This window comes from Mucilaginibacter sp. PAMB04274 (assembly GCF_039634385.2).
Lineage (GTDB): Bacteria > Bacteroidota > Bacteroidia > Sphingobacteriales > Sphingobacteriaceae > Mucilaginibacter.
In genome coordinates, this window is record NZ_CP155081.2 from 3,320,420 (window position 1) to 3,332,783 (window position 12,364).

A 12,364-nucleotide genomic window follows, 5' to 3' on the forward strand; every position below is an offset into this window, starting at 1 on the left:
TTGAAATAAAAAGATAGTTTTGATAAGTATTCAGCTAATCAAACCAATCATGAGAAACCTATCCTTAACTGTTCTGATTATTTTATTTAGTTGCGCCTTGAGCAGGGCTGTTGTTACAGAGGCTAACACAGGCCATGCCCTGGCCATTGATGATGGATTAGGCGTAGGCGATGAACCCCATAACTGGATTGCCAATTTAGACCCATTAAGTATAACATTACAGGCTGCCACTACAACCAAAGCACCCCATATTATCTATTACACCAATAAGGATGGCATTCCAAGCGGTGCATTTTATAAAAAGTTAGGCAACGTTAATGCTAGTCCAACGGTTACCACAACACCGGCTCAAGCTATAAGCGCTACCTTTGTAACCATGGGCGGTAATGTGACCGATAATGGCGGATCAGCCGTTACTGAACGCGGCATTGTGTATGATACTGATTACAACCCCACCACAGCCTCCACCCATAAAATTGTACTGGGAAGCGGCACAGGCAGTTTTTCAAAAGTAGAAACAGGCCTTGCTCCTAACCGCTTCTATGTATATCGCGCTTACGCCATAAACAGCCAGGGTACCTCTTATGGCGAAAACCAGACTTTTACTACCAAAGGCATAACGGAGGCAACTTCTATTACGCGCAACAGTCCTGTAACCAGTAATGCACAAAGCGTAAGCTATACCGTTAATCTTTCTCAGGCTGTTACCGGCGTTAAAGCGAGCAACTTTACCATACCCTCAACCGGCCTTGCCATACCTCCGGCAATCACCAATATATCGGGTTCGGGGAGCGTGTATGTGGTAACGCTTAACACAGGCACCGGCAGTGGTTCTTTTCAGCTTGCATTTTCAAATACAAACGGTGTAGAACCTTTTATCGGCAACCTCCCCGTTTACGGAGGCTCTTACACCATTGACCGTCAACTGCCGCAAGTAACTATAGCAGGTACGCCCACCGGCTCCTTGACTGCTTTCCCGGTAACGGTTACATTCTCCAAACCTGTTACCGGCTTTACCGCTTCAGATATTAACACAAGCAATGCAACCGTTAGTAATTTTAACGGCAGCGGCGATTACTATACCTTCCAGTTAACGCCCACCTCAGGCGGAAAAACCCAGGTTACCATACCGGCAGGTGCTGCGCTTGATGGCGTAGGTAATGGAAATAGTGAAAAATCGTTCTCGTTCAATGCTTATCCAACAGTCACCACTACAGCGGCCCAGGCCATAAGTGCTACCTTTGCCACCATGGGCGGCAACGTGACCGATGACGGTGGCCTGCCTGTTACCGAAAGAGGCATTGTGTATGACACCGATTATAATCCTACCACAGCTTCGACTAATAAAATTGTGCTGGGCAGCGGCACAGGCAGTTTTTCAAAAGTAGAAACGGGCCTTGCTCCTAACCGCTTTTATGTGTACCGCGCTTATGCTATCAACAGCCTGGGCACTTCTTATGGCGAAAATCAAACCTTCACCACTAAAATGCCAACCGAGGTAACGTCCATAACGCGTAACGGTGTCATGACCAGCAATGTTGAAACACTAAGTTACACAGTGAATTTATCGCAACCCGTAACAGGTATCACAGCCGCTAATTTCACTATAGTTGCATCAAATTTCACCACACCGCCGACAATCACCGGCATATCCGGCTCAGGCAATACTTACATTGTATCCTTAAGCACGGGAACCGGGAGTGGCACGTTGCAATTGGCATTCTCTAACTCTACCGGTGTTAATCACGCTATTGTAAACCTGCCGTTTTACGGAGGCTCTTATGTAATAGATCGTGAAAAGCCTCAGGTAATTATTGCTGGTATCGCAGCAGCTCAATTGGCCGCTTTCCCAGTAATGGTTACATTCTCTAAACCTGTTACCGGCTTTACCGCTTCAGATATTAACGCAAGCAATGCAACCGTTAGTAATTTTAACGGCAGCGGCGATTACTATACCTTCCAGTTAACGCCAACCTCAGGCGGAAAAACCCAGGTTACCATACCGGCAGGTGCTGCGCTTGATGGCGTAGGTAATGGAAATAGTGAAAAATCGTTCTCGTTCAATGCTTATCCAACAGTCACCACTACAGCGGCCCAGGCCATAAGTGCTACCTTTGCCGCCATGGGCGGCAACGTGACCGATGACGGTGGCCTGCCTGTTACCGAAAGAGGCATTGTGTATGACACCGATTATAATCCTACCACAGCTTCGACTAATAAGATTGTGCTGGGCAGCGGCACAGGCAGTTTTTCAAAAGTAGAAACGGGCCTTGCTCCTAACCGCTTTTATGTGTACCGCGCTTATGCTATCAACAGCCTGGGCACTTCTTATGGCGAAAATCAAACCTTCACCACTAAAATGCCAACCGAGGTAACGTCCATAACGCGTAACTATCCTATGAACACCATATCGGATTTTGTAAGTTATAACATTACCTTATCGCAACCCGTTACCGGTTTAACTGCCTCAAACTTCACCGTGCCGGCCACGGGCTTCATCACCCCTCCTGCCATCAGAGATTTAATCGGCTCAGGTAATAGTTACGTGGTAACTTTGAGTACAGGTACCGGTAGTGGTACATTCCAGTTAGGGTTTTCGAATACAGCCGGCATTGAACCGGCTATTGCTAACCTGCCATTTTATGGTGGCAGCTATACCATTAACCGCGATCAGGTTAATGTAACCATATCCGGTACTGCCACTGGTCAGCAAACCGCGTTCCCGATAAGGGTAACGTTTTCTAACCCTGTAACCGGCTTTACCGCTTCAGATATCGTTACAATTAACGCTACAGTTAGTAATTTTACTGGTAGTGGCGACGATTATAACTTTTTGCTTACGCCTGTTGCAAGCGGCCCAATTAAGATCACTGTTCCGGCCGGAGTAGCTATTGATGCCAAAGGTACCGGAAACCTCGAAGCATCGGCCGATTTCAGGTACCTTGCTGTGGTTAGAACAGATTCTGCAACGCTTCTTAGCGCAACAGAGGCCCGCTTGTTTGGCACTATTCTTAGTAATGGCGGATTGCAAATAACTGAACGCGGGCTGGTGTATAGTACCAACCCAGATCCAACTATCACATCTGGCACCAAGCTGGTGGCCTCTGAGCTGGATAACTTTGCCGACATTGCCCGGAATCTGCTTTTAAATACGCTATACTATTTCAAGGCCTACGCCATAAATGATTTGGGGGTTTCATATGGTGAGCAGTTGTCGTTTACCACAAATTCGCAAGCGCGGGTTTTATCAATAACCCGTAATGACCCGGCTGTAACTGATGCCCCAAAGGTGAGATACACCATCAAATTCTCTCAGCCTATTAGTCGTTTATATACAGAAAATCTAAAATTAATAACTACCGGGTTCAATTTAAAGCCTGCTTTAGATGGCAGCATGGGTATAACAGGTTTGGGTACCGAATTTGTAGTAACTATTCGTACAGGGACGGGTAGCGGAACGCTGCAGTTGAGTTTTGACAACAGTAACTTTATTGACCCGCCAGTTGTAGGTACCGTTCCATTTAACAGCGAGGTATATACCATTACAAGACCGGACAAACCTGCTTCGATTGTAACCACGAGTCCTGGCAACGTTATATTCACACCAAGTGCCTTTAATGATTTTGTTGATACCGGAGTAAGCGTTTCGGGCGATAAAAATGCTAACCTTTCGGGCGCCAGAATTACAATCACCAACTTTAGTTTCGGTGACCAGCTTTCAACTAATTTAAATCTTACTTATCCGGTAACTTATAACCGAAATACAGGTGTACTTACCATCTTTGCACAGGTTACTGTGGGCGAAGCAGAAACCATATTAAGAAGCATCAAGTTTTCAACCTTTAGCAACTCGCTGCTAACCCGCACGCTAAACTACACGGTATCTGACGGTGCAACTACCAGCCCTGTTGCTACAAAAATGCTGATACCTAACGATTACGCCAGGGTATCCACAACCGAAGCTACCTCTATAGGCGACACTTTTGCTACCATGGGCGGTAACGTTACAGACCAGGGCGGGGCCACGGCAACTGTAACAGAACGGGGCATAGTATACAGCAATCATTACTCGTCTACAGTGGGTGTTGATACAAAAGTAGTTATAGGAAGTGGTGCTGGTAATTTTTCCGCAGTTGTAACAGGCTTAACTCCAAATACCTTTTATGTTTATAGAGCATATGCTATCAACAGCACAGGTATCAGTTATGGTCGGGACGCAGAGTTTACCACCTTGACCGCTGCAATGTCTGCAACCTTGAACAAAAACAGCACTACCACAAATACAGTAACTGATCATTCGTTAAACGATGAAGCAGGCAGTAAGAAATTAGTTGTTCGGCAAGCTTTATCGCCAAACGGCGACGGCCTTAACGATGTTCTATATATTGAAGGTATTGATGAGCACCCAAAAAATCAGTTACTGGTTATGAGCAGTAACGGTAACAAAATATTTGAAACGCAAAATTATGATAATGTGACACGTGCGTTTAATGGCCGTTCCAGTGTTACAGGTTCGATACAGCCTCCGGGCACATATTACTATTTGTTAAAATACACCACTAACGGTGGCGTGGAGAAGCGAATGACTGGATATTTTGTACTGAAGAACAATTGATAAACTCCTGATACCATTCATACAGCTTGGCAATAGGAAAATTCCTAAATGATCCACATGAATGGAAAAGCAAGTGCCTTCATTTTGGAAGCAAAAAAACGTTTATATCGGTTTTTTGAACCAAAATGAAGGCACTTGTTACCTTAATTAATGCTTAATGCAAATCCACCACCGGGGGCAATCTTTAATTGTAGTACTGTTTTTGAAGTTACTTTGATCTTACGAACAGCGTAGCTTTCAGGATTTTTATCGAAACTAGCTGTCCTGCCATCTTCGTAAATTGTTGCCTCGAATGTTCGGCCTTGAGGAAGAAAATTTAATTTAAAATTTGCTGTACGCGAATGCTCATCAGTAATGCCTCCTATAAACCATTCGTTTTTTCCTTTTGCCTTACGCGCAATGGTAAGGTAATCGCCGGGTTCGGCTTCCAGTATGTAAGTATCATCCCAATCAACGGCTACATCTTTAATAAATTGAAAGGCATCAGGATACTTATCATAATTCTCGGGCAAATCGGCAACCATTTGCAGCGGACTGTACATGGTTACGTACAAAGCCAGTTGCTTAGCCAGTGTAGTATGCACCTGCCTATTAGGTACGGTGGTATAACCTTTTAGTTTAAATATCCCGGGCGTGTAGTCCATTGGGCCGCCCATTAAGCGCGTAAACGGTAAAATGGTTTCATGTTCGGGTAAGTTACCTTCGCTAAACGCATTGTACTCATTACCACGGCCAGCCTCACTTGCCATCCAGTTTGGATAGGTGCGTTGTAAGCCGGTTGGTCTTACAGGTTCATGGGCATCTAACATCACATGATGCTCGGCTGCTTTTTGAGCTACCCGCGCATAGTGATTTACCATCCATTGCCCATCATGATGCTCTCCGCGTGGAATGATTTTGCCTACATAGCCTGTTTTAACAGCTGGATAGCTATGTTCGTTCATAAATCGGTACGCAGTGTCTAACTGACGTTCATAATTGGTAGCCGATCCCGAAGTTTCGTTGTGCATAATGATGCTTACGCCCTTTGCCCTGGCATAACTGGTTAGCGCGGCCACATCAAAATCCGGGTAAGGGGTAACAAAGTCAAAAACGTCCTCTTTCCAATTTCCAAACCAATCTTCCCAACCCGTATTCCAACCTTCAACCAGTACACCTGGTATGCCATGCCTGGCTGCAAAATCAATATAGCGTTTTACGTTGGCCGTGTTAGCGCCATGCAAGCCGCTTGGAATAAGTTTGCCATTGGCATCAACATCGTTCATGCTTTTGGCATAACTCCAGGTGCTTTTACCAATCTGCATCTCCCACCACACCCCCACAAATTTCATTGGTTTTATCCATGAGGTATTCTCAACCTTTGAAGGGTCATTAAGGTTCAGTATCATTTTAGACGATAAAATATCCGCGGCCTTACCGCTAACGATAACGGTACGCCATGGCGTATGGAAAGGTGCATGCAGATAAGCCATATTGCCTACGGCATCGGGCACCAGGCTACTCTTTAGCTTAAACTGGCTTCTATCAACATGTAACTGCATACTTGAATAGTTGCGCAGTGCTGCTTCATGGATGTTGATGTACAAACCGTTATCGCTTTTTAGCATAAGCGGTGTTTGTACCGAGTACCTGTCAGGAGCCAAACGTACCGCAATATCGCCTGACGCACCCACTATCTTTTGGTTGTCTATCTCACTTACTTTCGTAGTAGAATAAGCGTACTCATTGGAGTCATAATCACCGGGGATCCAAAATGCTTTCGCATCGGATGCCAGGGCAAACTCGGTCTTCTCTTGTGTAACAATAAAGTAGTTTAGGTTTGCCTGCTTAGGAAATTCGTACCTGAACCCAACACCATCTTCAAATACTCTAAAAACAACATTAAGCAGGCGTTGCTTCCCGCCCTCTTGCTGTAGGTGAACTGTTACTTGCTGATAATGATTCCGGATGCTGTTTACCTCACCCCAAACAGGCGCCCAACTTTCGTCCACCTGGTCGTACTTGGTGCTCAGTAGTTTAAAACCCTTATAAAATGTGCTATCGTCGGCCAATGCAAACCCTAAGTTAGATTTATTGATAACCGGTTTTGCGCCGTAAGTAACCGTGTAGGCTGGTTTGCCTCCGTCTTCAAGTATAAATTGAACTTTAACCTTGCCAAGACTGGCACTAATGCTTTTACCGGGCTGGGCATATACCTGGCTTATGGCCACCCAACCCAATAAACAGGCAAATAATTTCTTCATTAGTAGTAATTGGTTATAAAATTAATCCGCTTGGCTGCCTGCCTGCACATGTATCAGCAGCATGCTGTTAAGCTGCATATCCAGAGCCAGCGCATGTAGCTCACCTAGGTTAGTGCAGGGCAGTAATATGCCCCCGCACTGTGCCATCAATATCCCGGATTTTGCTTGATTTTACTATTGCTGTTAATCTCGGCCAGCGGTATGGGCCAGGTGTATGATTTGCTATCGTTCCATTGAATTGCACCGGTAAGATTTAATGCCGTGCCAAAATATGCAGCTTCAGATGCTCCTATTCTCCAGCGGCACACGTCGTACCACCAGCCGCCTTCATTAAACAGCTCTGCCCAACGCTCGTAATACAGAGGGTTGTTGCCCAGCACCGGGTCACCGATGGCAGATGTAGTGCTGCTCAACGAAGTATAATCAACAGCCGACGGTGCCGTTAAAGGCAGATTGTAAGCGCGGCGTTTAACGCGGTTAATATACTCCAGTGCGGTGCCGTTATCACCTGCCCCTTTACAAGCTTCAGCATACAACAAGTAAACATCGGCCATGCGCAACAGATACTGATTCCATGCATCAGCCGGACCATTAGCCCCAGCTTTCAAGGGCGAAGGATCGTTCACATTATAATTAACGGGCGAATATTTGCGGAAACTAAAACCATAAGTATTTGCCTGACCGGCATAAAAATTAGGTTTTGAAGCCGGATAAACGGTTACGCCGTCGGGTTTAACCTGGTCAATCCAGGGTTGTACGGTATTAACAAACAAGCGGGGATCGGCTGTTTTAGCCGCGCGCACCTGCAAAGCTTTTGCGCGATAAACCGGATCCATGATGAGGCGCGGGTTATTTTGTGTAGGCGTACCGCTGAATGCCGGATTAGCTACGAGATTATAAGTACCTATATTATAACCAAAACGCAGAATGTTTTTGTCATGCACAACCTCGTTTCCATAACCTAGGGGCTGTGCACCACCTTCAGTCCCGTCACTCCCTAATGCCCACGCTGGCCATATAAGACCATTAATAGTTGTAGAGTTGTAGGCTTTTCCGCCATAGATACCATAGTCATTGCCGCGCGCATCGGGATCAACGTTCAATTCAAATAATGATTCCTCATTAAATTCGTTGGCACTGTTACCGTCAAATGCGTCGGCATATTTAGCAAAAGGCATTAGGGTTTTACCACTGTTTTGTATCACATCGAGCAAAGTAGTACGGGCATTTGCCCAGTCTTGCGTAAATACGTAGGCCTTGCCTAGTAAGCCCTTGGCCGCCCACTCAGATACCCTACCCCTTTCGTCTCCGCTCCAAACCTTACCTTTTAGTAAGGTTGCTGCCTGTTTTAAGTCGTTTTCTATAAAATCCCAGGTTTGACGCACTGTTGAACGGGAAACCTGAGTGCTGGCTAAATCTGTAGGCACACCATTGTAAATCGGCATGCCCATTTTATCGCCCCCTCCGGCTGTGGTGATATAGCTTTCGCCAAACAAACACTCCAGCTGGAAGTAGTAATAAGCTCTTAAAAAGTAAGCCTGACCGCGTATTAGATCTACTGCAGTTTTTTCTTCGCCTTTTGCAAATTTGCTTAAATACAAATCGGCAGCGGCTAAAACAACATTACAGTTTTTTACACCAACAAAATATGAGGTGTAAGCACCGCTCGAATAAGAATTGGTGACACTTAAATTAGTATTGGCCATTTCGTTCCAGGATGCATCGCCGTTATAGGCCGAATTTGCCGTGTGCGTAGCATTTGACAACGCCTTAGGTATTAAATTGAAACCTAATAAGTTCTGGTCGCGCAAAATAGAATAACATGGGGCCAGAGTACTCTGCAGATCGTTTAGCGTAGTTGGATAATTACTGGTTGAGTATAACGAAGGGTCACTGGTTGTATCCACATCCTTTTTGCAGCCGGCAAGCATTGCTAAAGCCAGCATTGAGGTTATATATAATTTTTTAGACATTTGATTTAGCTTTTATTAGCGATGATTAAAAGTTGATATCTATACCTGCCGAGTAAATGCGTGTTTGCGGATATTGCGAAACGGCATCTACACCGCGCGTGGTTACACCAGAGTATCCCTGTGCCGACGCAGCACTGCCCAACTCTGGGTCTAAACCCGAGTATTTGGTGATGGTGAACAGATTGTTACCCATAATAAACACCCTTGCATTTTTAACTTTTACTTTTTGAAGCAAAGCACTCGAAAAAGTATAGCCAATTTGCAGATTCTTCAATTTTAGGTAGCTGCCGCTCTCTACAAAGTAGCTGTTAACTGAAGTGAAATTTTTATTGGGATCTAAGGTGAAGGAACCATCGGCATTTTTAATACCCAGACGAGGCTGATCGGTTACCCCATTGTTGCCTAAGAAGGAGTTATTAAATACCTGACTGGTAGTGTTACCGTCAGAAAATGGGTATTGCTCATAAGCCTTTACCCCGTTGAATATATCAACGCCGGCTACACCGTTAAATAACAAAGCGGCGTCGAAACCCTTAAAATTAAAGCGGGCGTTAATACCATAAACCAGTTTTGGGTTAGGGTTGCCAATGATTTGGCGGTCGGCATCGTTAATAACACCATCTTTGTTCACATCCTCAAAGTGCAGATCGCCTGCACGGGCTAAGCCGGCACCAGCTTTTTGCACCGCAGCTTCGGCATCTGTTTGAAAAATGCCCAGCACTTTATACCCGTAAAATGAACCAAAAGGCGAACCTGCCTGCGTAATAGTAAGCGTTTGATTAGGCATCATGTTAAAGCCGGCATCTCCAACGCTGTAATAATTATAACCATCGTAAATAGCATCTGTAGCCAGGCCTGATAAACTGGTTACCTTATTGCGGTTAAAACCTGCTGTAGCACTAACGTCATATCCAAACGCACTGTTGCCACTACTACGGGAACCTACCATTAAATCGATACCCTTGCTGTTTACTTTACCAATGTTAGCTATGTATGGAGCTGTAAAACCGGTACTCAGCGGTAACTTAATATTATAAAGCATGTCAACCGTGTTCTTGTTATACACCTCTGCCGTAAAATATAAGCGGCCGCTTAACAGCTCACCATCTATGCCCAGGTTAGTTTCCCGGATGGTTTCCCAATGCAGGGAGGGATTGGGTATGGCATTAATAGAATTGGCGATGGTGAACGGACCATTTGGCGAGAAATTCTGACCACCAGAGGCTATGCCATTCGTAGCCTGAAACTGTTGATAAGATGAATTAAATAAGTAAGGACCAATGTTACTATTACCTAACTCACCGTAACTGCCACGCAGTTTTAACGTAGTAACCGCCGGCAGCAATTTCTTAAAGAACGGCTCTTCACTAATATTCCATCCCGCTGATGCGGCTGGGAACACGCCTTTTTGCTTGTTAGGACCAAACACTACAAAATTGGCATCCTGGCGTACAGAACCAGACAGGTAATACCGGCTGTTGAAATTATAGTTTAACCTGGCAAATTTTGATTTGATCAATCCGTTCGGATCATTTTTGCCTGAAATAGATAAGTTAGAATTTGAGGTTTGAATGAATGAATAACCGGGCAGGCCAATAGCGGTTTCGGAAGCGTTAAGGTTATTATACTTATTTTGTATTTGCTCATAACCTGCAATGGCGTTTATATTGTGCTTACCATAGCTATGGTTCCAGCTTAAAACATAGTTGCTTAAAAACTGCGTACTTTCTATAAAATACTTGTTCAGCGAATTACTACCTACAGATATTTTACCGATGGTGAACGCATCCTGAAAATAGTCCTGATTTTCGAGGTAGTAATTGTAACTAAAATTAGCTCTAATATTAAAGCCATACGGAAGTGTAATGTCGGCGTATACGTTTGATTGCAGGTTATTCCGGGCGTTTTGTGCGTTGGCGTAATTAGCTGAGCCAACTGGGTTGGTACCGGCAAACTGCGATAGCTGACCATAACCGTTAGGCACAACGCCGTATTTACCAAAACGATCCATTATGGGTATAACCGGTAAGGTACGGAACGGCGCATTGTGCAACTGGGCTTCGCTTCCTACCGGCGGCGAGGTTCTGCGTTGCGATACGGCAAGCTGCTCTCCGATTTTAAGCCATTTACTTAGCTTATAATCGGTATTTATGCGGGCGCCGCCAATGTTTGAGTAATTTTTTATATAGATACCCTTTTGGGAGTTATAAAAGCCCGAAAACAAGTAATTAACCACAGGGGAAGAGCCCGCTACAGATAAGTTATAGTTTTGCTCATAAGCATTACGGTACAATGCTTTGGTCCAATCGGTATCGGCCAAAGTATCTATGCCTCCTTTGGCTGTACCATCCGTATTTTGAAAATACGACGGGTTGATGATATTTTCCAGGCGGATAAAATCATTTTTATTCAGTAGCTTGATCAACTTAGGCTGAGTTACACCATACCGGGCGTTAAAATTGATAGTTGGCGTTGTGCCGACACCAGCCCCTTTTTTGGTAGTAATTACTATTACGCCGCCCGCAGCCGCAGCGCCATAAATAGCAGCCGAGCTGGCATCTTTCAGCACATCTATGGTGGCAATATCCTGCGGGTTAATGTTGTTACCATCGGGTACGCGTACGCCATCTACAATGTAAAGCGGGTTTGGCTGATTTAAAGAAGCCAGGCCGCGTATTATAATAGTTGGAGTAGCGTCAGGCGCGCCGGAACTTTTAATGATATCAACACCAGCTACACGCCCTTGCAAAGCCTCTGTTGGGTTAGTAATGGGCTGGTTTTTAAAGACATCGCCCTTTACTGAACCTACCGAACCTGTTAAATCGCGGCGGCGCTGGGTGCCGTAGCCTACTACAACCACATCACTAAGCATTCTCTGGTCTTCCTTCATCTGCACATTGATTAATGCGCGGCTACCAATCGTTTCTTCTTTTTTATTAAATCCAACGGTTGTAAATACCAGCACATCATTGCTGCCGGCGCTAATAGAGTAATTACCGCCCGCATCAGAATTTGTGCCTTTTGAGGAACCCCTTAGGGCTATAGTAACGCCCGGAAGCGGGTTCCCTTTTTCATCAGTAACCTTACCGGTTACTGTAATGCTCTGTGCCAGCACCAGGTGTGATAGCAGCAGGAAAAAGCAAAGCATTACATTTTTTAGTAATAGTTTTTTATACATAATTCTTGTTTATAGGTTTAATAAATTGGCTAACTGGTCAAATACCCCATCGGTCATTCCGTTTACATGAGATCACATCAAACATGCGCAGCGGCAAACTTTGTGTGCTCAAAACAGTGCAGTACGAGGCTTCTCAAGACATCAAATGAGCCCTGAACTTTAACATCATAAATTCGGTTAATTTATAGGTTTATATAAAATTGGCTAAAGTTAGCGGCAGCATGGTAAAGCACGCCGTAACGATATTCAAAGAGACAGCATTAACTTGGGGTAAGCAAATCTCAAAATAAAAATATAAACGCTTTTAGCTAATTACATATCATAAACCGCTAATAAAGAGACACTTAAAACAAGA

The 12,364-nt window shown here is 44.7% G+C and carries 5 protein-coding genes; 1 reads left to right on the top strand and 4 read right to left on the bottom strand.

From position 1 onward, the window contains the following. Window positions 1-49 precede the first annotated feature (49 nt). On the top strand, window positions 50-4,615 hold the full coding sequence (locus ABDD95_RS13980; protein WP_345947953.1) for an Ig-like domain-containing protein: 4,566 nt from the start codon (window positions 50-52) through the stop codon (window positions 4,613-4,615). 143 nt (window positions 4,616-4,758) lie between these two features. On the opposite strand, the gene ABDD95_RS13985 is transcribed toward ABDD95_RS13980, so the two are convergent. Genes ABDD95_RS13985 through ABDD95_RS14000 form a run of 4 tightly spaced genes read right to left on the bottom strand, consistent with a single transcriptional unit; the run spans window position 4,759 to window position 12,009 of the window. Continuing rightward, window positions 4,759-6,858 (bottom strand): glycoside hydrolase family 97 protein, encoded by a 2,100-nt coding sequence (locus tag ABDD95_RS13985; RefSeq protein ID WP_345947954.1) that lies wholly within the window; start codon window positions 6,856-6,858, stop codon window positions 4,759-4,761. 21 nt (window positions 6,859-6,879) lie between these two features. Then, window positions 6,880-7,005 carry a hypothetical protein gene (locus ABDD95_RS13990; protein ID WP_345947955.1) on the bottom strand — a complete coding sequence of 42 codons (126 nt, stop codon included), beginning with the start codon at window positions 7,003-7,005 and terminating at the stop codon, window positions 6,880-6,882. Continuing rightward, window positions 7,005-8,831 (bottom strand): RagB/SusD family nutrient uptake outer membrane protein, encoded by a 1,827-nt coding sequence (locus ABDD95_RS13995; protein ID WP_345947956.1) that lies wholly within the window; start codon window positions 8,829-8,831, stop codon window positions 7,005-7,007. The genes ABDD95_RS13990 and ABDD95_RS13995 overlap by 1 nt, the downstream gene beginning before the upstream one ends. Window positions 8,832-8,856: 25 nt before the next feature. Continuing rightward, entirely contained in the window at window positions 8,857-12,009 is a 3,153-nt protein-coding gene (locus tag ABDD95_RS14000) for a TonB-dependent receptor (protein ID WP_345947957.1), read from the bottom strand. Window positions 12,010-12,364: the final 355 nt, after the last annotated feature.